At 64.9% G+C, this 20,168-nt stretch carries 19 protein-coding genes; 12 read left to right on the top strand and 7 right to left on the bottom strand.

Going from position 1 to position 20,168, the window contains the following annotated elements; genetic code table 11:
* The first annotated feature begins 17 nt into the window (after positions 1 to 17).
* Together QMG28_RS00320 and QMG28_RS00315 are read left to right on the top strand one after the other, a co-directional pair.
* A complete protein-coding gene (locus QMG28_RS00320; RefSeq protein ID WP_281841035.1) occupies positions 18 to 1,175 on the top strand; it encodes an ABC transporter permease in 1,158 nt (385 codons plus the stop codon).
* Positions 1,172 to 2,779, top strand: coding sequence for an ABC transporter ATP-binding protein (locus QMG28_RS00315; RefSeq protein ID WP_281840161.1), 1,608 nt, complete (start codon positions 1,172 to 1,174; stop codon positions 2,777 to 2,779). Before QMG28_RS00320 ends, QMG28_RS00315 begins: the two co-directional genes overlap by 4 nt.
* Before the next feature lie 7 nt (positions 2,780 to 2,786).
* Here the strand turns inward: QMG28_RS00315 and fnrL are convergent, their stop codons facing one another.
* Complete coding sequence (fnrL, locus tag QMG28_RS00310; RefSeq protein ID WP_281841034.1) at positions 2,787 to 3,530, bottom strand: transcriptional regulator FnrL; 744 nt, start codon at positions 3,528 to 3,530, stop codon at positions 2,787 to 2,789.
* Positions 3,531 to 3,600: 70 nt separating this feature from the next.
* Between fnrL and hemN the strand changes: the two genes are divergently transcribed.
* Positions 3,601 to 4,956 (top strand): oxygen-independent coproporphyrinogen III oxidase, encoded by a 1,356-nt coding sequence (hemN, locus tag QMG28_RS00305; protein ID WP_281840160.1) that lies wholly within the window; start codon positions 3,601 to 3,603, stop codon positions 4,954 to 4,956.
* A 246-nt stretch (positions 4,957 to 5,202) separates the two neighbouring features.
* On the opposite strand, the gene hemC is transcribed toward hemN, so the two are convergent.
* On the bottom strand, positions 5,203 to 6,159 hold the full coding sequence (gene hemC / locus QMG28_RS00300) for a hydroxymethylbilane synthase (protein ID WP_281840159.1): 957 nt from the start codon (positions 6,157 to 6,159) through the stop codon (positions 5,203 to 5,205).
* A gap of 102 nt (positions 6,160 to 6,261) precedes the next feature.
* On the opposite strand from hemC, the gene hemE reads away from it, so the two are divergent.
* Positions 6,262 to 7,290, top strand: coding sequence for a uroporphyrinogen decarboxylase (hemE, locus tag QMG28_RS00295; protein ID WP_281840158.1), 1,029 nt, complete (start codon positions 6,262 to 6,264; stop codon positions 7,288 to 7,290).
* A 187-nt stretch (positions 7,291 to 7,477) separates the two neighbouring features.
* Here the strand turns inward: hemE and hemF are convergent, their stop codons facing one another.
* Positions 7,478 to 8,368 (bottom strand): oxygen-dependent coproporphyrinogen oxidase, encoded by an 891-nt coding sequence (gene hemF, locus QMG28_RS00290; RefSeq protein ID WP_281840157.1) that lies wholly within the window; start codon positions 8,366 to 8,368, stop codon positions 7,478 to 7,480.
* Positions 8,369 to 8,482: 114 nt separating this feature from the next.
* On the opposite strand from hemF, the gene QMG28_RS00285 reads away from it, so the two are divergent.
* A complete protein-coding gene (locus QMG28_RS00285) occupies positions 8,483 to 8,851 on the top strand; it encodes a hypothetical protein (RefSeq protein WP_281840156.1) in 369 nt (122 codons plus the stop codon).
* Between the two features lie 3 nt (positions 8,852 to 8,854).
* Here QMG28_RS00285 and QMG28_RS00280 read toward each other — a convergent pair whose 3' ends face one another.
* The 3 genes from QMG28_RS00280 to clpS are packed head-to-tail and all read right to left on the bottom strand — an operon-like array spanning position 8,855 to position 11,033.
* Entirely contained in the window at positions 8,855 to 9,697 is an 843-nt protein-coding gene (locus QMG28_RS00280) for an SDR family NAD(P)-dependent oxidoreductase (RefSeq protein WP_281840155.1), read from the bottom strand.
* 37 nt (positions 9,698 to 9,734) lie between these two features.
* Positions 9,735 to 10,706: a class I SAM-dependent methyltransferase gene (locus tag QMG28_RS00275; RefSeq protein WP_281840154.1), complete on the bottom strand. Its 972-nt coding sequence runs from the start codon at positions 10,704 to 10,706 to the stop codon at positions 9,735 to 9,737.
* 18 nt (positions 10,707 to 10,724) lie between these two features.
* Positions 10,725 to 11,033 (bottom strand): ATP-dependent Clp protease adapter ClpS, encoded by a 309-nt coding sequence (gene clpS, locus QMG28_RS00270; RefSeq protein WP_281841033.1) that lies wholly within the window; start codon positions 11,031 to 11,033, stop codon positions 10,725 to 10,727.
* Between the two features lie 141 nt (positions 11,034 to 11,174).
* On the opposite strand from clpS, the gene QMG28_RS00265 reads away from it, so the two are divergent.
* Positions 11,175 to 11,876, top strand: coding sequence for an HAD family hydrolase (locus tag QMG28_RS00265; RefSeq protein WP_281840153.1), 702 nt, complete (start codon positions 11,175 to 11,177; stop codon positions 11,874 to 11,876).
* Positions 11,877 to 12,127: 251 nt separating this feature from the next.
* On the top strand, positions 12,128 to 13,543 hold the full coding sequence (locus tag QMG28_RS00260) for a D-alanyl-D-alanine carboxypeptidase family protein (RefSeq protein ID WP_281840152.1): 1,416 nt from the start codon (positions 12,128 to 12,130) through the stop codon (positions 13,541 to 13,543).
* 90 nt (positions 13,544 to 13,633) lie between these two features.
* Here the strand turns inward: QMG28_RS00260 and QMG28_RS00255 are convergent, their stop codons facing one another.
* Positions 13,634 to 14,473: a universal stress protein gene (locus QMG28_RS00255; protein ID WP_281840151.1), complete on the bottom strand. Its 840-nt coding sequence runs from the start codon at positions 14,471 to 14,473 to the stop codon at positions 13,634 to 13,636.
* A 300-nt stretch (positions 14,474 to 14,773) separates the two neighbouring features.
* On the opposite strand from QMG28_RS00255, the gene ccoN reads away from it, so the two are divergent.
* The 5 genes from ccoN to ccoG all read left to right on the top strand — a co-directional run bounded on the left by ccoN (position 14,774) and on the right by ccoG (position 20,166).
* Complete coding sequence (gene ccoN, locus QMG28_RS00250; RefSeq protein ID WP_281840150.1) at positions 14,774 to 16,369, top strand: cytochrome-c oxidase, cbb3-type subunit I; 1,596 nt, start codon at positions 14,774 to 14,776, stop codon at positions 16,367 to 16,369.
* Positions 16,370 to 16,383: 14 nt separating this feature from the next.
* On the top strand, positions 16,384 to 17,133 hold the full coding sequence (gene ccoO / locus QMG28_RS00245) for a cytochrome-c oxidase, cbb3-type subunit II (protein WP_281840149.1): 750 nt from the start codon (positions 16,384 to 16,386) through the stop codon (positions 17,131 to 17,133).
* 10 nt (positions 17,134 to 17,143) lie between these two features.
* Complete coding sequence (locus tag QMG28_RS00240; protein WP_281840148.1) at positions 17,144 to 17,329, top strand: cbb3-type cytochrome c oxidase subunit 3; 186 nt, start codon at positions 17,144 to 17,146, stop codon at positions 17,327 to 17,329.
* A 29-nt stretch (positions 17,330 to 17,358) separates the two neighbouring features.
* A complete protein-coding gene (gene ccoP / locus QMG28_RS00235; protein ID WP_281840147.1) occupies positions 17,359 to 18,225 on the top strand; it encodes a cytochrome-c oxidase, cbb3-type subunit III in 867 nt (288 codons plus the stop codon).
* Positions 18,226 to 18,735: 510 nt separating this feature from the next.
* A complete protein-coding gene (gene ccoG, locus QMG28_RS00230; RefSeq protein WP_281840146.1) occupies positions 18,736 to 20,166 on the top strand; it encodes a cytochrome c oxidase accessory protein CcoG in 1,431 nt (476 codons plus the stop codon).
* Positions 20,167 to 20,168: the final 2 nt, after the last annotated feature.

Here is a 20,168-nt window from a genome sequence, read left to right as displayed (position 1 = left end):
CTCTCGAAGAAGAACGTATGCCCGGCCAGACCGCGCCCGCCCCGACGATACCCGCCTCCGGCAAACGGCCCCGGCTCTCCCACCTCAACCAGCGCCGCTGGCGCAACTTCCGCCGCAATGGCCGCGCCTTCTGGTCGCTCATCATCTTCGCGGTAATGTTCGGCCTGTCGCTCTTTGCCGAGCTGATCGCCAACGACAAGCCGATCCTCGTGAAATACGATGGCGGCTTCTACGCGCCGATCTTCAGATTCTATCCCGAAACGGCCTTTGGCGGCGATTTTCGCACCGAGGCGGTTTATGGCGATATCGAGGTGCAATGCCTGATCGTAAGCCAGGGACAGGAGAGCTGCTTTGACGACCCCGAGGCGGTGATTGAAGACGCGCAGGACGGCGAGATCGGCGGCGCGCAAATCCGCAAGGGCTGGCTCCTTTGGCCGCTCGTTCCCTACAGCTACGACACGATCAACGATCTTGGCGGCCCGGCCCCGTCGGCACCGGACGCCCAGCACTGGCTCGGCACCGACGATACCTCCCGCGACGTGCTGGCGCGGGTGATCTACGGCTTCCGCCTGTCGGTGCTGTTCACCCTGATCGTCACCGTTCTCACGTCGCTCATCGGCATCGCCGCCGGGGCGATTCAGGGCTATTTCGGCGGCTGGATCGACCTCATCTTCCAGCGTCTGCTGGAAATCTGGGGCTCAACCCCCTCGCTCTACGTGATCATCATCCTGTTTGCGATCCTCGGACGAAGTTTCTGGCTGCTCGTCTTCGTCACCGTGCTGTTCGGCTGGCCGGCGCTGGTGGGCGTGGTGCGTGCCGAGTTCCTGCGGGCGCGCAACCTCGAATACGTTCGCGCCGCCAAGGCGCTCGGCGTGTCGAACCGCAAGATCATGTTCCACCACATGCTGCCCAACGCGATGGTGGCCACGCTGACCATGCTGCCCTTCATCATCACCGGCACCATCGGCACGCTGGCCGCGCTCGACTTCCTCGGCTACGGCCTGCCGTCCTCTGCGCCCTCGCTCGGCGAGCTCACCCGGCAAGCCAAGCAGAACCTGCAGGCCCCCTGGCTCGCCTTCACCGCCTTCGTGACCTTCACCGTGCTGCTCTCGCTGCTCGTCTTCATCTTCGAAGGCGTGCGCGATGCCTTCGATCCGCGAAAGACGTTCCAATGAGGGTGCTGGAGGTCAATAACCTGAACGTGAGCTTCCGCCAGGACGGGCAGGAGCACATGGCGGTGCGCGGCGTGTCGTTCCACATCGACAAGGGCGAGACGGTGGCGCTGGTGGGCGAATCCGGCTCGGGCAAATCGGTCACCGCGCTCTCCACCGTGTCGCTGCTGCCCGACAGCGCGACGGTCAGCGGGTCGGTCCGTTATGAGGACCGCGAGCTGTTGAACGTGTCCGAGGCGCAGCTTCGCGCGGCGCGCGGCAACGATATCAGCTTCATCTTTCAGGAGCCGATGACCTCGCTGAACCCGCTGCACACCATCGAGAAGCAATTGCGCGAATCCATCGTGCTGCATCAGGGCCTGCAAGGCGACGCGGTGCGCGGGCGTATCCTCGACCTGCTGACCAAAGTGGGCATCCCCGATCCGCAGGAACGACTGAGCGCCTATCCGCACCAGCTCTCGGGCGGCCAGCGGCAGCGGGTGATGATCGCGATGGCGCTCGCGAACAATCCCGACCTGCTGATCGCCGACGAGCCGACCACGGCGCTCGACGTGACGATCCAGGCGCAGATCCTCGATCTGCTGGCCGATCTCAAGCGCGATATGGGGATGAGCCTGTTATTCATCACCCACGATCTGGGCATCGTGCGCAAATTCGCCGACCGGGTCTGCGTGATGAAGGATGGCGAGATCGTCGAGGCGGGTCCGACGGCCGAGATATTCGCCAACCCCCGGCACCCCTATACCCGGATGCTGCTGTCCGCCGAGGCCACCGGGCGGCCCGATCCGGTGCCGGACGGCGCCGAGGAGATTGCCAGCGCCGAGGGGCTGCGGATCTGGTTTCCGATCACCCGCGGGCTTCTGCGCAAGACGGTGGGGCATATCAAGGCGGTGAACGCCGCGAGTTTCAGCGTGCGCGCCGGCGAGACGGTGGGGATCGTCGGCGAGAGCGGCTCCGGCAAGACCACACTGGCGCTGGCGGTGATGCGGCTGATCGCGTCGGACGGGCCGATCGTGTTTCTCGGTGAGCATATCGAACGGCACACGGCGCGCGAGCTGCGCACGCTCCGGCGCGATATGCAGATCGTGTTTCAGGATCCCTATGGCTCGCTCAGCCCGCGGATGACGGCGGAAGAGATCATCGCCGAGGGGCTGTCTGTCCATGGTGTCGATCCGGGCCGGTCGCGCCGCGAGATGGTGGCCGAGATCATGGAGGAGGTCGGGCTCGATCCGGCCACCATGCACCGCTACCCGCATGAGTTTTCCGGCGGTCAGCGCCAACGCATCGCCATTGCCCGCGCGATGATCCTGCGCCCGCGCCTCGTGGTGCTGGACGAACCCACCTCGGCGCTCGACATGACGGTTCAGGTGCAGATCGTCCGGCTCCTGCGCGATCTGCAGCGCAAGCACGGGCTGGCCTATCTGTTCATCAGCCACGACCTCAGGGTGGTGCGGGCGCTCGCCCATCAGGTGCTGGTGATGAAATCGGGCGATATCGTCGAGGCAGGCTCCGCCGATGACATCTTCGATGCGCCGCAAACGGATTACACCCGCGCGCTCATGGCGGCGGCCTTCGATCTGGCGGTGGAAGAGGGCGCGTCGATGTAGACAGGGCTCAGGCGATCAGCCCGCCATCCACATCGTCGCCGGTTTCGTTCATCAGCTTTTCGAGCGAAGGGATCACCACCCGGCGCTTGCCGTCGAGTTCGATGATACCGGATTTGCGCAGGGCCGAAATCTGGCGGCTGACGGTTTCGAGAGTCAACCCAAGGTAGTCGGCCATGGCCTCCCGTGTGAGCGGCAGATCGAAGGTCATCCCGTCTTTCGGGGAGTGTTTCTTGAGTGTGGCATCTCGTCGCGCAATGATCGCCAGGAGGCTCGCGATCTTCTCGCGGGCGGTCTTGCGGCCCAGCACGAGCATCCATTCCCGCGCCGAGTCGAGCTCGTCCAACGTCATCTCCAGAAGCCGCTGGCCGATATGCGGCGTGGTGGTCATCAGCTCTTCGAAGGGCTTCTTGCGAAAACAACAAATCGTGAGGTCAGACACCGCGACCACGTCGAACGGCGCCGAATCGCGGCCCGGCCTGCCGATGAAATCCGACGGCAGGAGCAGGCCGACCATCTGGGTGCGCCCGTCTTCCATCGTCTGGCTCAGCGAGGCGATCCCGGTCACCACCGAGGCCACGAATTCCATATGGTCGCCGGCCCAGATCACCGGCTGGCCCGCGTCATAGTTGCGGTAATACTTGATCTCTTCGAGCCGGGTGAGCTCGTCAGGCTCACACCGGGCGCAGACTGCCTGATGCTTGATCGGGCAGTTCCAGCACTCTTTTGTGTCCAGAGCCACGTCCATCTTCATCTTCATGCCGGAAGTCCCGGTTTGATCCTGATCAAAGTCGCGCGCGTCGTTTCCGCTAGAGCGTAGTCGAATGCAGTCACTCACGCAACTTCGCAAACTCGGACTGTTTGACGCCCGAGTGCCCCGCTATACGAGCTATCCGACCGCGCCGCAATTCAAAGCGGGCGAATGGTCGGGGTCTGTCGCCACCTGGCTGGAAGCGATTCCCGCCGGGGGTACGGTGTCGCTCTACGTTCATGTGCCCTTCTGCCGGCGGTTGTGCTGGTTCTGCGCCTGCCGCACCCAGGGCACGCAGACCGCCGAGCCGGTTGCGGCCTATGTCCAGACGCTGAAGCAGGAGCTGGCGCTTCTGAAACCGCATCTGGCGGAGGGCGTGACGATCGAGCATCTGCACTGGGGCGGCGGCACGCCGACCTTGCTCGAACCGCAGATGATCACCGATCTCGCCGGCGCGATCTACGATGTCGCGCCGCTCGCCGAGGGGGCGCAGTTCTCGGTCGAGATCGACCCGACGGAGGTCGATGGCCCCAGGCTCGATGCGCTGGCGGCGTCGGGGTTCAACCGCGCCTCGATCGGGGTGCAGGATTTCGACCCGATGATCCAGGAAGTGATCGGGCGGCCGCAAAGCTATGAGGTCACCCGCGATACGGTGGAGATGCTGCGCGCGCGCGGCATCCGGTCGCTCAACGTCGATCTGCTGTACGGATTGCCGCACCAGACCCATGCCCGCATCACCGATTCGGTGAACAAAGTGATCAGCCTCGGGCCGGACCGGATCGCGCTCTTTGGCTATGCCCATGTGCCGTGGATGTCGAAGCGCCAGCAGCTTATCCCGACCGAGGCACTGCCGACGCCCGAACAGCGGCTCGATCTCTACAACACCGCGCGCGATCTGTTCGTCGGCGCCGGGTTCGAAGAGATCGGCATCGACCATTTCGCCAAACCCGAAGACGGCCTTGCCGTGGCACATCGCAATGGCACCATGCACCGCAACTTCCAGGGCTATACCGAAGACAAGTCCAACGTGCTGATCCCCGTCGGCGCCTCGTCGATCGGACGGTTCCCGCAAGGCTATGCGCAGAACGAGCCCTCGACCTCGAAATACACCGAACGCGTGCGCGCGGGCGAATTGCCCACCGCCAAGGGCCACGCCTTTACCGGTGACGATCTTCTGCGCGGCCGGATCATCGAAAAGCTGCTGTGCGATTTCCGCGTCGATTTCAATGCGGTCGCCGCCGAGCATGGCGTGGCGCCGGAGATGGCGATTGCGACGGCCAAGGGGCTCGACGAGGTGCTGCCGGGCACGACGGTGCTGGACGGCGGCGTGCTGACGATCCTTGAGGATGCGCGCCCGCTCGCCCGGATCATCGCCCGCTGGTTCGATGCCTACGAGATGTCCGCCGCCGGTCACAGCCAGGCGGTGTGACGCCACCATCCCTGCGTCCGATACGTTAACGAAGCCTTGCCGCCCCGGCGGCGGCCGGGTTTTTCCTCGCCTGAACAAGAGGATAAAGCACCACCGGATATCCACTTATCCGGATAAGTGAACATTGTGCGCCTGGGCACCCATGACGATCATGGCGCAGCGTCAAGGCAAGGGTGCGCGCGGTGAAGGCGGCGGCGAGCCCGAACGGGATCATGAACCCCGGCAACCGCCCGCCTTGGCAGGGGGCTATTTCCAGTCGAAAAACCCGTCGCCGGCCAGCCCCAGAAGCTTCGCGGCCATGGCGCGGCCCATCTCGGCCCCGTCCTCGACCGCGCCGGTCACGTCGTCGGCCAGAGCCTCCGAGCCATCGGTGCGCAGGATCTCGCCCCGCAGCCGCAGCGTGCCGCCGTCGAGCGTGGCAAGGCCGGCAATCGGCGTTTCGCAGGAGCCATCGAGCGCGGCCAGAAAGGCGCGCTCGGCGGCGAGGCGCTGGCCGGTTTCGGCATGGTGGATCGCGGCAAGCATCGCGGCGGTGCGGCTGTCATCGGCGCGGCGCTCGATCCCGATGGCGCCCTGCGCGATGGCGGGCAGCATCTCTTCCGGCGCAATCGCGGCGCGCGGCACATCCGCCATGCCAAGCCGGTTCAGCCCGGCCATGGCGAGGAACGTGGCCTCCGCCACGCCATCGCCCAGCTTTTTCAGCCGGGTCTGCACGTTGCCGCGAAACTCGACCACGTTGAGATCGGGCCGCCGGTTCAAAAGCTGTGCGCGGCGGCGGAGCGACGAGGTGCCCACGGTGGCCCCCTGCGGCAATCCCGCAATGCTGGCATATGTGAGCGAGACGAAGGCATCGGCGGTATTTTCGCGTGGCAGGTTGCAATCGAGCACGAGGCCCGCGGGCTGCTCGACCGGCATGTCCTTCATCGAATGCACGGCAATGTCGATCCCGCCCGAGAGCAATTGCTCCTCGATCTCCTTGGTAAACAGCCCCTTGTTGCCGATCTCCTTGAGCGGCCGGTCGGCGGCGATCAGCGCTGCGTCGTCGCCCGTGGTCTTGATCACCACGATCTCGAACACATCCTCGGGCAGATCGAAGGCGGCCATCAGCCGGGTGCGGGTTTCATGGGCCTGCGCAAGCGCCAGCGGCGAGCCGCGGGTGCCGATCTTGAGCCTCTGGGCGGGGGTGGGCAATGCAATGGTCATGCGCCCGGTTTAATCGCGGCAAAATGGCCTGTCCACGCCCCTTCGCTTGACAAGTTGCCGCCGTCTTGGGAACCAGCCCCAACCAGCGAAAAGGATCGACCGATGACCAAGCTCCTTCTGCGCGCCCTCGCCGGCGAAACCCTGCCCGTGCCGCCGATCTGGATGATGCGTCAGGCCGGGCGCTACCTGCCGGAATACCGGGCGACGCGGGCGCAGGCGGGCGACTTCCTGTCGCTGTGCTACAATCCCGATCTGGCCGCCGAGGTCACCCTGCAGCCGATCCGCCGCTATGGCTTCGATGCGGCGATCCTGTTCGCCGACATTCTGCTGGTGCCGCAGGCGCTGGGCGCGGATCTGTGGTTCGAAACGGGCGAGGGTCCGCGGCTCTCGACGATCCGGGCGCAGGCCGATTTCGACAAGCTCAAGCCCGCCGATGCGATCCACGAGCATCTCGCCCCGGTCTATGAGACGGTGCGCATCCTCGCGCGGGAGCTGCCACAGGAAACCGCGCTGATCGGCTTCGCGGGCGCACCATGGACGGTGGCGACCTATATGATCGCCGGGCGCGGCACGCCCGATCAGGGCCCGGCCCATGCGCTGAAAGCCGAAAACCGGGCGCTGTTCGAGGCGCTCCTTGACCGGATCACCGAGGCGACGATCGACTATCTCTCGATGCAGGTCGAGGCCGGGGCGGAAGTGGTCAAACTGTTCGACAGCTGGGCCGGCTCGCTCAAGGGTGAGGATTTCACCCGCTACACCCTCGAACCGGCCAAACGGATCATCTCCGCGCTGAAAGCACGCCATCCCGGCCTGCCCGTGATCGCCTTCCCGCGCGAAGCGGGCGAGGGCTATATCGGCTTTGCCAGAGCCACCGGGGCCGATTGCGTGGCCATCGACAATTCGGTGAGCCCGCAATGGGCCGCCGAACATGTCCAGATTGACGGCTGCGTTCAGGGCAACCTCGACCCGAAGCACATGGTCACCGGTGGGCAGCCGCTCATCGACGCGACCCGCGCGGTGGTCGAGGCATTCCGGAACGGTCCGCACATCTTCAACCTCGGCCACGGCATCACCCCGGATGCCGACCCCGAAAACGTGCAGCTGATGATCGACACGGTGCGCGGCGCCTGAAGCCTTTCGCCCGCTGGCGCGGTCGATCCGTCGGGGGTTTCACACCCCCGAACCCCCGTGAGGTATTTCCGGAACGAAGAAGAAGACACGATATCGCGTGTCCCCTTCTCTGTTCCTAAAATACCTCGGGGGGTTTGGGGGGCTGGCCCCCCAAGCCGGTCGACCCGGCGTCAGCCGGGGCGAAACCCTACACCCATTTCGCCAGCGGCGGCAGGCTCATCAGCACCGCATTCGCGTCATGCCCGGTGGCAAGGCCGAACTTGGTGCCCCGGTCGTAGACGAGATTGTATTCGGCATAGAGCCCCCGGTGGATAAGCTGCGTATCCTTGTCGGCCTCGCTCCAACCCGTGTCGCGGCGGCGCTCGGTGACCGGCAGGAAGGCAGGCAGGAAGGCGCGGCCCACATCCTGTGTGAAGGCGAAATCGGCCTCCCAGTCGCCTGTATTGAGGTCATCGTAGAAAATGCCGCCCACCCCGCGCGCCCGGTGGCGGTGGGGGATGTAGAAATACTCGTCCGCCCAGGCTTTGAAGCGGTCGTAATAATCCGGCCCATGCGCGTCACAGGCGGATTTGAGCGCGGCGTGGAAGCCGGCGGTATCTTCGGCATATTCGATGCAGGGGTTGAGATCGGCGCCGCCGCCGAACCACCAGGCATTGGGTGTCCAGAACATCCGCGTGTTCATATGCACCGCCGGCGTGTGCGGGTTCTGCATATGGGCGACGAGGCTGATCCCGGAGGCCCAGAAGCGCGGATCGGGTTCGATCCCGGGCACGCCGCGTGCGGCCATGCTCTTCTGCGCCGCGACGCCCAGCGTGCCGTGCACGGTCGAGATGTTCACGCCCACCTTCTCAAACACCCGGCCGCCGCGCATCACGCTCATCAGCCCGCCACCGGCGTCCGATCCGTCTTCGGAGCTGCGTTTCGTCTCGGTCACCTCGAACCGGCCCGGCGCGGCGGCGGCAAACGGGCCGGTGGCCTGGCTGTCTTCCAGCGCTTCGAAGGCGGCGACGATCCGGTCGCGCAACTCGCCAAACCACGCGGCGGCGCGGGCTTTCTCGTCCTGCATCATCTCGGTCATCTGTTCCTCCAAACCGGCACTGGTGCTGGCTAGCAAGAAAGGGCCGATGGGGGAAAGGGTGTTTTCGCCCCGCGCCGCCCGCAGTAGGCTTGGGACGAAACCGGAGGGAGTCCCATGCGTTCGATTGCCTTGTCTGCCCTTGCCGTTGCGCTCACCCTTGCCGCCTGCGCCACCACGCCGCGCCAGCAATGCGAGGCGCCTTACCGCGCCGAGCTGCGCAACACCACCTTCCATATCCGCGAGACCGAGATGCTCCTGCGGCGCGGCTTTGGGCTGGTGCCGGCCCGCAACGAGATCGGGCTGCATTATTGCCTGCGGCCCACCGGGTCGGCCTATCTCTGCCGCGCCGAGGATGGCGAGCCGATGTTCGACAGGCGGCCGATCAATCGCGTGGCCGAGCAGGCCAAGCTCGATGCCTTGCGCGCCGAGGCGCGGCGGCTGACGGCGGCGATTGCCGATTGTCAGGCGGCATACCCCGAATAGGCGTCAATGCGCCGGAGCGCCGACCGCGTCGACGAGGGTGCGCCCGCCATCGACGGTGAGGATCTGCCCGGTCATGAACCCGGCGCCGTCCGAGGCGAGGAAGCGCGCCGTCTCGGCCACTTCGCCGGGGCTGGCGATGCGGCCAAGCGGGGTGCCGTCGACGATCATGTCGCGCATCCCGGTATCTTCGCGCAGGGCTTCCTGCAGGCTGGCGCTCATCACCGAGCCGAAGCTGATGGCGTTGACGCGCACCCGGTGCGGGGCGAGCGCCACGGCGAAGGCGCGGGTCATCTGCTCAAGCGCGGCGGCGGAGATCGAAAAGGCCATCAGCCCCGGCTGGGTGCGGGTGGCGGCGATGGACGAGAGGTTCACGATCGCGCCGAGCGGCATATCGCTGTCTTCCGGCAGCTCGTCGCCCTGCCTGATCATGCGCTTCGCCACGGCCTGGCTGAGCCGGAGCGCGGTCATCAGGTTCTGGTCGAGCAGGGTTTCGACGGCCTGGTCTTCCATGTCGAGCGGGTCGGAGGCGATTACCTGGCGCGATGCGTTGACGAGGATATCGACCCGGTCGAACGCGTCGATGGTGGCGGAGATCAGGTTCTTGATCGTGAGCTTCTTGCGCAGATCGCCGGCGAAGATCCGGATGTTGCGCGCCTCGGCCTCGTCGCTGTTGCCGCCATTCCCGCTTTCGGGGTTCGCGCCGAATTCGTCGATCAGCTTGGCCTCGTCGCGGTCGGCGCAGACGACATTGGCGCCCTGTTCCGCAAAGTGGCGCGCAATCGCGAGGCCGACGCCGTTGGCCGCGCCGGTGACGATCGCGGTCTTGCCGGAAATGAAAAACGGCATGGGTTTCTCCTGATTCCTGTGGCGAGCCTAGCCGGGTTCAGTGCCGGATGCGATGGGGGCGGCTCGCGTGGATCACTTTGAAGCCCGGTGTGCCACCGGCCTCCTCGACATGGTGAAAAGATCGGCCGAGCGCCACTTCGTAGGGCAGGTGACGGTTGGCGACCATCCAGAAGCTGCCATGCGGCGTGAGCATCCGGGCGGCCGCGGAAATGAACGCCTGCCCCAGCCCCGGATCACCGGCGCGGCTGACATGGAAGGGCGGGTTGGACACCACCGCGTCATAGGGCGCATCGGGCGTGAAGCGGGTGGCGTCGGCCCAGTGGAAGGCGGCGCGCGGGTCCGCCACGTTGCGCCGGGCGCAATCGAGCGCCACCGCGTCGGCCTCGACCAGATCGAGATGGGTGACAGTAGCCGAGCCCAGGATGTGGCGGGCGAGAAAGCCCCAGCCCGCGCCCAGATCGGCAACGCGGCCCTTGAGCGGCGGCAGCGCGTCGATGAGCGCGAGCGAGCCCTTGTCGGGCCCGTCCGCCGAAAACACACCGGGGCGGGTGATGAACCCGTCCACCGCGCGGTCGGCGGCGGCCCAGTCGGCGAAATCGCCGCCGGTGAACCAGAACAGCTTGCCATGCGCTTTCGAGATCGTGCCATCGGGCGCCCGCCGGGCCTTTACCGCCTTCAGCATCGAATCGATCCCGTCATGCTTCTGGCCATCGACGATCACCAGCGGCGCGGCGGCGCTTGCCTCGGCGATCAGCGCGCGGGCCGCATCCTTGGCGCGCGGCAGGATGACGAGTGCGGCGGCAAACGGCCCCTCGGCGGCTTGCGCCACGGCGAATCCCGCCTGCGCCCAGGCCGCTGCGTCGGGGAAGAAGTGGGTGACGATGGTCGTGCCCTCTGGCCGCAGCGCCGACAGGTCATAGCCGGCGGGCGGGCCAAACACCGCCACGGGCCCTTCGGGCAGCCGGAGCGCGCCATCGGAAAGCGCGAGGGTGAGGCGGGAGGCGCTCATGGCGAGGAAGGCCGCAGCCTATTCCTTCTCCATCGTGCATTGCAGCGGGTGTTGATGCTGGCGGGCCAGTTCCATCACCTGGGTCACTTTCGTCTCGGCGATTTCGTAGGAAAACACGCCAACGACGGCGAGGCCTTTCTTGTGCACCATGAGCATGAGTTCAAAGGCCTGGGCATGGTTCATCCCGAAGAACCGCTCCAGCACCATCACCACGAATTCCATCGGGGTGAAGTCGTCGTTGAGCAGCAGCACCTTGTACATCGGCGGCCGCTTCGTCTTTGGCCGGGTCTGCAGCGCGACGCCGGGTTCGTCACGCTCGTCCGCCATCAGCACGGGAATGTTCCGGTCTTTCGACACGAGGGCCTCTTGGTTAAGCTGTTCAGTCAGACACATTCAGAGCGCACTATATAGCGTCAAACCGCGGTATGAAAAAGGCCCGGTTGCACAGGGTGCGGAACGAAGGGGGAAATGCGCGTGCCGCTGACGACAATCGGCTTCGATGCGGATGACACGCTCTGGCAGAACGAGGCGTTCTTCCAGATGACGCAGGAGCGCTTCGCCGCGCTGCTTCAGGGCTATGTCGATCCCGGTCATCTCGCCGAGCGGCTGGAGGCGGCCGAGCGGCGCAACCTCGGGCATTACGGCTTCGGCATCAAGGGCTTCATGCTGTCGATGATCGAGACCGCCATTGAAGTTACGGGCGAGCGGGTGCCGGCGCGGGTGCTGCGCGAGATCATCGACGTGGGCCACGAGATGCTGGCCCATCCGATCCACCTTCTGCCCGAGGCCGAGGAAACGGTGCGCGCGCTCGCCGGGCGTTACCGGCTGGTGCTGATCACCAAGGGCGATCTGCTCGACCAGGAGCGCAAGCTGGCGCAATCGGGTCTGGGCGATCTGTTCGATGCGGTCGAGATCGTGTCGGACAAGACCCGCGCCACCTATAGCTCGGCCTTCATGCGCCACGGCACCGGGGCGGAGGCGGCGATGATGGTGGGCAATTCGCTCAAATCCGATGTGATCCCGGCGCTGGAAGCCGGCGCCTGGGGGGTCTACGTGCCGCATGAGCTTACCTGGGGCTACGAGGCGGCGGAGCCGCCCGAGGGTTTTGCCCGCTTCGCCGAGATTGCGAGCCTTGGCGCGCTTCCGGGGTTGCTGAACGAGATCGGCTGACCGGCAATTTTGCCTTTTCCCGCCACAATCGTTCATCTTGTGGTTGTCGTCGGCCTATGCCCAGGATGTTCCCGAGTCACATCAACACACTTTGCAAACTCATGCGAATCGGGTGTTTTCTGCGCTGCCCGCTTCTGCTAGGCTGGGTGCAAATCAGCTGGGCAAAAGACCCGGCGAACGAGGCAGAGACAGGTGACGACGTGAAACCGCGTCCAGGGCAGATCGCCCGCATTTTCGCATATCTTGCCACGATGCTCGTGTTTGCATCGTCGGGCATTGCCGCGCCCTATGCGGCAATGGTGATGGACATGCGCACTGGCGAGGTGATCCATTCGCGCAACGCCGATACCCAGCTTCACCCCGCCTCGCTCACCAAGATGATGACGCTCTACATCGCCTTCGAGGCGATCGAGCATGGCGAGATCAGCCTCGATACGATGGTCACGATCTCGGCCAATGCCGCCAATGAGCCGCCGTCGAAGCTGGGCCTGCGTGCGGGCCAGAAGATTGCGCTGCGCTATCTCATTCGGGCCGCGGCGGTGAAATCGGCCAATGATGCGGCCACCGCCATCGGCGAGGCCATCGAGGGGTCGGAGGCCGCCTTTGCCCGCCGGATGAACCGGACCGCCGCCGCGCTGGGCATGACGCGCACGCATTTCAAGAATGCCAATGGCCTGACCGAGTCGGGCCATATGTCGACGGCGCGCGACATGACGACGATGGGCCGCCACGTATTCTTCGACTATCCCGATTATTACAACCTGTTCTCCCGTCTCTCCGCCGATGTGGGCGGCCATGCAGTGCCCAACACCAACCGCCGTTTCCTCAATTCCTATCAGGGCGCGGACGGGATCAAGACCGGCTATACCCGCGCCGCCGGGTTCAACCTCGTGGCATCCGCCGAGCGTGGCTCGAAGCGGATCATCGCCACCGTCTTCGGCGGCCAGTCCACCGCCGACCGCAACAAGCGGATGGCTGAACTGCTCGATATGGGCTTCTCCAAGGTTCCGACCCGGGTTGCGATGCGCGCACCCGCACGCCCCACCTATGAAGGCCCGGCCGCCGGCGGGGCGGGCAAGACGATCCGGCTGGTCGGCGCACCCACCCGTTCGATTCGCCCGCAACCGCGCCCGACGCTGAACGCGCCGGACGAAGCGATCGTGGCGGCGCTGGTCGAAACGGTCGACGAGGTGGTGGCCGATATCGTGACGGCGCAAGCCACGCCCGAACCGGCGGCGCCTGCGGCGCCCGTGGCCGAGGCCGCCGAACCCGAGATCGCCACCGAGAAGATCGCCGAATCACTCACCGCGCCGGAAAGCACGCCGCTGCCCAAGCCGCGGCCGGCTGAGATCATCCTCGCTTCGGTCGAGCCGGAGGAAACGGTGGAGCCGGTGGCGCCGGAAGTCGTCACCCGGTTGTCCACCTCCGGCGGCCGGCACTGGAGCATCAATGTGGGCCGGTTCAACAGCCAGTACGAGGCGGAGCGCGTGCTGCTGAAGACCGCGCTTGTCGAGCTGGCGACGCTGGGCGAAGCGCTGCGCAAGGTTGCGCGCAGCCCGCAGGGCTATGATGCGAATTTCGTCGGGCTGACCGAGGACGGCGCCGAGCTGGCCTGCCGCCGGCTGCAGGCGCGGGCCACCGATTGCCGGGTGGTCGGGCCGAGCTGAGCCGCCCTGCCGGCTCAATTCTCCGGATCGGACAGAAAAAAGGCCGGAGCGAGCGGCCCCGGCCAGTCCTTCAGGGAGAAACGATAGAATTCAGTGCGCCATCAGCACCGGCACCTGCGCGAGTTCGAGCATGCTGCGAGTCGCGCCGCCGAGAATCGATTCGCGGAACCGCGAGTGGCTGTAGGCCCCCATCACGATCAGATCGGCGTCGATATCGCTGGCATGGCGCAGCAAAACGTCACAGACGCGCGGCAGGGTCTTGGACAGGACCGAGACTTCGGGCCGCACCCCGTGACGCGAAAGCATCTGGCTGAGCGCGCCACCCGGGTCCGAGCGTTCCGGCCCGTGCTGCGGCGGATCGACGATGGCGATGTTCACATTCTCGGCGTTCTGCAGGAAGGGCAGCGCCGCCCGCACCGCCCTGAGCGCCTCGGTGCTTTCGTTCCAGGCCACCATCACGGTGCGAATCTCGTCCGGGAAGCCGGTGCCATCGGGCTGGATCAGCACCGGCACGTCGCCCTCGAACATCGCGGCTTCGGTGATCGCCTCGCAATCGTGGCCGCGCCGTTCGCCATAGGGGCGGGGCAGAACCACCAGATCGGAGAATCGGGTGCGATGGGCGACAAGCCCGTTCAGCGCCACCATCTGGGCCGAGACCGCCGTGGCGGACCACGGAAAATCGGAGCCTTTGAGGAGTGTGCGCGCGTGCTCTTCGAGTTCCATCGAATCGTCGCGCGCCTGTGTGAGATTGTCCTGAACCACCATCGCATTGGCTCCGGCATAGTAGAAGCCGGGCTGCGTGCGGTCGATGCCGAGACAGAGAACGTCGAGGTGGGCCTCTTCGCGCCGGGCCATCTCCATCGCCGTCTGCATCGAGGCGGCGCTCATCTCCGGGTCGGTCAGGATCGTTGTGATCGTCCGGAAGGCCATGACTTGCCCTTTCGTGCTGTGCGACGCGCCAGGTGACACGTCTTTTTCAGCGTCAGGATGCGCCTGAGCGGCGTCCGGTTCCTTGACATGGGTCAAGATTTTCGCCGTGCGGCACGGACTTGCTCCCGATCCTTGTTTCAAGGGGGTGCGGCGACAAGGCGCGGGCGCCGATGCGAATTGACATGGATCAAAGCGAGTGGCGGGGTTACCGTCCAAACCCACAAAAGTCGACAATTGTCCCCACAGGCGTGGTGTAAACACGCGACGCGGGGGCGACTGAGAAAGACGAAGGGACGTGAAATGTGGGATTACCTTAAACTGGTGCTGTTCGGGCTCATTGCAGTCCTGACCATGTACCTCGCGAGCGAAGCCCGTGACCTGGCCTTTATGGTCGCGTCGCTGATCGGGCTTCTGAGCGCCGCCGTCGCGTTCATCTATACTCTCCGGGGTATGGGGAACGCGCGGGCGCCGAAAACCGGATATCTGGACGGGCCTGTCCGGATCGGCGTTATTCTGACGGCCTTCTGGGGCGTCGTCGGATTTCTGGTCGGGACCTGGATCGCCTTCCAGCTTGCCTTCCCGAACCTCAACTTTGCCTGGGCCGAAGGCTATCTCAACTTCGGCCGTCTTCGCCCGCTGCACACCAGCGCGGTGATTTTCGCCTTCGGCGGCACGGGCCTCGTGACCACCTCGTTCTACGTGGTTCAGCGCACCACCGGCGCGCGCCTGTGGAATGACGGGCTCGCCTGGTTCGTCTTCTGGGGCTATCAGATCACGATCCTTCTGGCCGCGACGGGCTATCTGCTCGGCGCGACTCAGGGCAAGGAATACGCCGAGTTCGAATGGTACACCGACTGGTGGCTCACCGTTGTCTGGGTCGGCTATCTGCTGCTCTACATGGGCACGCTGATGAAGCGGAAAGAACCGCACATCTACGTCGCCAACTGGTTCTACCTGTCGTTCATCATCACCATCGCCATGCTGCACGTGGTGAACAACCTGTCGATCCCGGTGTCGCTCTTCGGCTCCAAATCGGTGCAGGTCTTCGCCGGTGTGCAGGACGCCATGACGCAATGGTGGTACGGCCATAACGCGGTGGGCTTCTTCCTGACCGCGGGCTTCCTGGGCATGATGTACTACTTCGTGCCGAAGCAGGCCGAACGCCCGGTGTTTTCCTACAAGCTGTCGATCATCCACTTCTGGGCGCTGATCTTCCTCTACATCTGGGCCGGTCCGCACCACCTGCACTACACCGCTCTGCCGGACTGGGCATCGACCCTCGGCATGGTGTTCTCGGTGATCCTGTGGATGCCCTCCTGGGGTGGCATGATCAACGGCCTGATGACCCTTTCGGGCGCCTGGGACAAGCTGCGCACCGATCCGATCATCCGCATGATGGTGGTGTCGGTCGGCTTCTACGGCATGTCCACCTTCGAAGGCCCGATGATGTCGATCAAGGCGGTCAACTCGCTGTCGCACTACACCGACTGGACGATCGGTCACGTGCATTCGGGCGCGCTCGGCTGGAACGGCATGATCACCTTCGGCGCGCTCTACTTCCTGTTCCCGCGCCTGTGGAACAAGGCGGGGATCTACTCGAACCGCCTCGTTTCCTGGCACTTCTGGCTCGCCACGATCGGCATCATCTTCTATGCCGCGTCGATGTGGGTCACCGGGATCATGGAAGGTCTGATGTGGCGTGAGATCGACGCTCAGGGCTTCCTCGTGAACTCGTTCGCCGACACCGTGGCGGCCAAGTTCCCGATGTATGTGGTTCGCGGCATCGGCGGTATCCTGTACCTCACCGGCGCGCTGATCATGGCCTACAACCTCTGGATGACCGTCAAGCGTGCTCCCCTCGCCCGGGAAGCAAGCGCCGCGGCGCCGGCTGAATAAGGAGGGCCGGACAGATGGCACTTATCGACAAACACGTCATCCTTGAGAAGAACGCAACGCTTCTGCTGATCTTCTCGCTCCTGGTTGTGACCGTCGGCGGCATCGTCGAAATCGCACCGCTGTTCTACCTTGAGAACACGATCGAGGAAGTGGAGGGCGTGCGCCCCTACTCCCCGCTCGAACTCGCGGGCCGGAATATCTACATCCGCGAGGGCTGCTATGTCTGCCACTCGCAGATGATCCGGCCGATGCGCGACGAGGTGGAACGCTACGGGCATTACTCATTGGCAGCGGAGTCGATGTACGACCACCCGTTCCAGTGGGGGTCCAAGCGGACGGGGCCGGACCTCGCCCGCGTGGGCGGCCGCTACTCCGACGAGTGGCATGTCGACCACATGATGGACCCGCAATCCGTGGTGCCGGAATCGGTGATGCCGAAATACGCCTTCCTCATGGACAACGTGATCTCGGCCGAGAGCACCTACATTGATGAGGTCATGGCGACCAACCGGTTCGTGGGCGTTCCCTACACCGACGAGCAGATCGAACTGGCGAAGATCGACTTCGTCAGCCAGGTAGACCCCTTCGCGGACATCTTCGATGACGCGGATGGCGATGCCCTGCTTGAGCGGTATCCGGGGGCGCAGACGCGCAACTTCGACGGGCAGCCCGAAGTCACCGAAATGGATGCGCTGATCGCGTATCTGCAGGTGCTCGGCACGATGGTCGATTTCTCGACCTTCGAACCCGTCGCAAGCCGTTAAGGAGGGGATGATGCAAGGTCAGGACATCTATTCGATCTTCCGTGCATTCGCGGACAGCTGGGTGCTCCTTGCCATGTTCGTGTTCTTCGTCGGCGTGGTTGTCTGGGCGTTCCGCCCGGGCAGCCGTAAGATCCACGAAGACACGGCCAACATCCCCTTCCGCCACGAAGACAAACCTGCCGGTGACCGGGAGTAATCCCGGCGCTCAATCAAGGAGGACCGGCTTTGAGCAAAGACGATCACAACAAGGTCAATACCACTGGTCACGAGTGGGATGGCATTGAGGAGTACAACAATCCGCTGCCGCGCTGGTGGGTCTGGATTTTCTACGCAACCATCATCTGGGGCATCGGCTACTCGATCGCCTACCCGGCCTGGCCGCTGGTCAAGTCGGCGACCCCGGGCCTGCTCGGCTTCTCCACCCGCGCCAACGTGGCGGCGGATATCGAGACGTTCGAGGCGATGAACGGCGAAGTCGAGGCGCAGCTCGCCTCGGCCGACCTGACCACGCTGGCCGACAACCCGGATGTCTACAACTACGCGATCCAGTCGGGCCGCGCGACCTTTGCGACCTACTGCTCGCAGTGCCACGGCTCGGGTGCCGCGGGGGCCGTCGGCTACCCGAACCTGCTCGATAACGACTGGCTCTGGGGCGGCGACATCGAAGAGATCGCCTTCACCATCCGCCACGGCGTCCGCAACACCGAAGACGAAGACAATGCGCGCTTCTCGGAAATGCCGGCCTTTGGCGACGATTACCTGACGGATGACGAGATCACCAATGTGGTGGCCTATGTCCGCTCGCTCGCCGGTCTCGAAAACGAGCATGGCGACGTGGCGGAAGGCGCCGTGGTGTTCGAAGACAACTGCGCCTCGTGCCACATGGAAGACGGCACCGGCGACCGGGCGCAGGGCGCACCGAACCTCACCGACGCGATCTGGCTCTTCGGCTCCTCGCCGGAGCAGGTCGAGCAGTCGGTGCGTGTCGGCCCCTACGGCGTGATGCCGGCCTGGGGCATGAACGAAAACTTCGACGACGCCAAAATCAATGCCGTCGCCGCATACGTACACCAACTGGGCGGCGGCGAGTAACGCCGGCCAGGTCACAGAGTTCCGGGGCCTCACTCCCCGGACACGGCACCGACCCCTGATCCTGTTCGCGCGTTTCTCCGGGGTCGGTGCCACCTAACAGGAAAGGGCCGGGGATATCCCCGGCCCTTTTCCATGTCTGCCGTGGCGGATCGCACGGGTGCGAATGCGGGCGCGAAATCGCGGTGCGCCGCCTGCCGGACGGCAGGCGGCGACTCGCGGGTACTTGGAAGACACCCGATCCGCCTGTTCGCTATCCCCGGGATCGGCACGCCCAATGTCGAGGCAGAATGTCGCAGGCGCAAGCCCTCTCGCGCCCGATCTGGCGGTCACATTTAAGTTATATCGGAGATTTGGGTTTAAAATCAGGGCAAAACAGGGATTTACCCCGAAATCCGCCGCAGATGCGGGCCAGCCGCAGCGGCAGTCAGACCGGTTGATCCATGTCAAAGTGGGGGGTAAGGCCGACCCATACAACCAATTTTAACGCCAAAACCAGGATCGGATTCCGCCATGGCCTCTGACACCCCCGAAACTCCCGAGCAGCTCTATGCCGCCCGCGAGCCGGTTTTTCCGCGCCGCGTGAAAGGCATGTTCCGCTCGTTGAAGTGGTGGATCATGGGGATCGCCCTGGGCATCTACTATCTGACCCCGTGGATCCGTTGGGACCGGGGTCCCAATCTCCCTGACCAGGCCGTACTGGTCGACTTGGCCGGGCGCCGCTTTTTCTTCTTCTGGATCGAGATCTGGCCGCACGAGTTCTACTTCGTCGCGGGGCTCTTGATCATGGCGGGGCTCGGCCTCTTTTTATTCACGTCGGCCCTGGGCCGGGTCTGGTGCGGCTATGCCTGCCCGCAGACCGTCTGGACCGACCTCTTCGTGCTGGTCGAACGCTGGGTCGAGGGCGACCGCAACGCGCGCCTGCGACTGTGGAAGCAGAAGTGGAACGGCGAGAAGGTTCGCAAGCGCCTCACCAAATGGGTGCTCTGGCTGCTGATCGCGGTGGCGACGGGCGGGGCCTGGGTGTTCTATTTCACCGATGCGCCGATGCTGCTGATGCAGCTTCTGACCTTCCAGGCGCCGATGGTGGCCTATGGCACCATCCTTGTGCTGACCGCCACCACCTTCGGCTTCGGCGGTTTCGCCCGCGAGCAGATCTGTATCTATGCCTGCCCCTGGCCGCGCATTCAGGCGGCGATGATGGATGAAGACACGATCACCATCGGCTATCGCGAATGGCGCGGCGAGCCGCGCGGCAAGGGCAAGAACCGCGAGGGGCTGGGCGATTGCATCGACTGTAACGCCTGCTTCAACGTCTGCCCGATGGGGATCGACATCCGCGACGGCCAGCAGCTCGCCTGCATCACCTGCGGCCTCTGCATCGACGCATGCGACGACATGATGGACAAGGTCGGCAAGCCGCGTGGCCTGATCGCCTATCTCGCTCTGAAGGACGAGCCAGAGGAGCGCGCCGCCGGCAGGCCGGTGACCCACATCACCAAGCATATCTTCCGCCCGCGCACGATGCTGTACTTCGTGCTCTGGGCGGCATTCGGCGTTGCCCTGGTGGTGGGTCTCTTTGTTCGCCCCGATCTGACGATCACCCTGCGCCCGGAGCGCAACCCGGTCTATGTGACCATGGCCGACGGGGCGATCCGCAATACCTATGAGCTTGGCATTCGCAACACCCACGGCAATTCCCGGCCCTATTACATCACGGTCGGCGAGGCGGAGACGGGGTTCGATGTCGAGGTTCAGGGCGGTGACGGAACCATGATTGAAGTGCCGGCCGACACCGAAGAAAAGGTGCGTGTATACGTGACCGCCCCGGCTGGCTCGGACGCGGCCCGCGATGACCGGACCCCGCTGAGGATCTGGGTCGCCGATGGCGAGAGCGGCGACCGCGCGTCACGCGATACGGTATTCAACGGAACGGGGCAGTGAGG

This window comes from Sinisalibacter aestuarii (assembly GCF_027923545.1).
In the GTDB taxonomy this organism is placed as follows: domain Bacteria; phylum Pseudomonadota; class Alphaproteobacteria; order Rhodobacterales; family Rhodobacteraceae; genus Sinisalibacter; species Sinisalibacter aestuarii.
The sequence above is the reverse complement of the archived record's forward strand: the minus strand, read 5'-3'. Positions and strand labels throughout refer to the sequence as shown.

Bases quoted from the DNA above. Each gene is read 5' to 3' on its own strand.
- QMG28_RS00320 (WP_281841035.1), top strand. From the start codon at position 18: ATGCCCGGCCAGACCGCGCCCGCCCCGACGATACCCGCCTCCGGCAAA.
- QMG28_RS00315 (WP_281840161.1), top strand. From the start codon at position 1,172: ATGAGGGTGCTGGAGGTCAATAACCTGAACGTGAGCTTCCGCCAGGAC.
- fnrL (WP_281841034.1), bottom strand. From the start codon at position 3,530: ATGAAGATGGACGTGGCTCTGGACACAAAAGAGTGCTGGAACTGCCCG.
- hemN (WP_281840160.1), top strand. From the start codon at position 3,601: ATGCAGTCACTCACGCAACTTCGCAAACTCGGACTGTTTGACGCCCGA.
- hemC (WP_281840159.1), bottom strand. From the start codon at position 6,159: ATGACCATTGCATTGCCCACCCCCGCCCAGAGGCTCAAGATCGGCACC.
- hemE (WP_281840158.1), top strand. From the start codon at position 6,262: ATGACCAAGCTCCTTCTGCGCGCCCTCGCCGGCGAAACCCTGCCCGTG.
- hemF (WP_281840157.1), bottom strand. From the start codon at position 8,368: ATGACCGAGATGATGCAGGACGAGAAAGCCCGCGCCGCCGCGTGGTTT.
- QMG28_RS00285 (WP_281840156.1), top strand. From the start codon at position 8,483: ATGCGTTCGATTGCCTTGTCTGCCCTTGCCGTTGCGCTCACCCTTGCC.
- QMG28_RS00280 (WP_281840155.1), bottom strand. From the start codon at position 9,697: ATGCCGTTTTTCATTTCCGGCAAGACCGCGATCGTCACCGGCGCGGCC.
- QMG28_RS00275 (WP_281840154.1), bottom strand. From the start codon at position 10,706: ATGAGCGCCTCCCGCCTCACCCTCGCGCTTTCCGATGGCGCGCTCCGG.
- clpS (WP_281841033.1), bottom strand. From the start codon at position 11,033: ATGGCGGACGAGCGTGACGAACCCGGCGTCGCGCTGCAGACCCGGCCA.
- QMG28_RS00265 (WP_281840153.1), top strand. From the start codon at position 11,175: ATGCGCGTGCCGCTGACGACAATCGGCTTCGATGCGGATGACACGCTC.
- QMG28_RS00260 (WP_281840152.1), top strand. From the start codon at position 12,128: ATGCTCGTGTTTGCATCGTCGGGCATTGCCGCGCCCTATGCGGCAATG.
- QMG28_RS00255 (WP_281840151.1), bottom strand. From the start codon at position 14,473: ATGGCCTTCCGGACGATCACAACGATCCTGACCGACCCGGAGATGAGC.
- ccoN (WP_281840150.1), top strand. From the start codon at position 14,774: ATGTGGGATTACCTTAAACTGGTGCTGTTCGGGCTCATTGCAGTCCTG.
- ccoO (WP_281840149.1), top strand. From the start codon at position 16,384: ATGGCACTTATCGACAAACACGTCATCCTTGAGAAGAACGCAACGCTT.
- QMG28_RS00240 (WP_281840148.1), top strand. From the start codon at position 17,144: ATGCAAGGTCAGGACATCTATTCGATCTTCCGTGCATTCGCGGACAGC.
- ccoG (WP_281840146.1), top strand. From the start codon at position 18,736: ATGGCCTCTGACACCCCCGAAACTCCCGAGCAGCTCTATGCCGCCCGC.